The following is a 279-nucleotide window of genomic DNA, read 5'->3' as shown; positions in this document are numbered from 1 at the left end:
TACGCGCGGTCGGCCATCGTCTACGGACAGGATGATGCGCTGGCACTCACATGGGCCGGCTTTTCCATCGGAATGGATGCGCATGATCGCGCCTCTGCGTTCGCGGCGTTGGAAGTCGCGCTCGCCATCAGCCCGTCATCTGCCCTGACCTACATCCTTGGCCGCGTCATTCTCGGATGGAGCGGTGAAGCGGAGCGAGCGATAGAATGGAGCAAGCAGGGTTTGCGGCTGAGCCCGTTCGATTCGTGGGCCTGCGCGTCAAATGCGGCCCAGGCCCAC

The 279-nt window shown here is 63.4% G+C and carries 1 pseudogene; it reads left to right on the top strand.

Annotated features, from left to right (window positions below):
• Positions 1–279: pseudogene (locus tag EN869_RS34125) on the top strand (transcriptional regulator); the annotation flags it as partial.

This window comes from Mesorhizobium sp. M2D.F.Ca.ET.226.01.1.1 (genome assembly GCF_004022705.2).
Taxonomy (GTDB): domain Bacteria; phylum Pseudomonadota; class Alphaproteobacteria; order Rhizobiales; family Rhizobiaceae; genus Mesorhizobium.
This window is presented reverse-complemented; position numbering and strand designations above follow the sequence as displayed.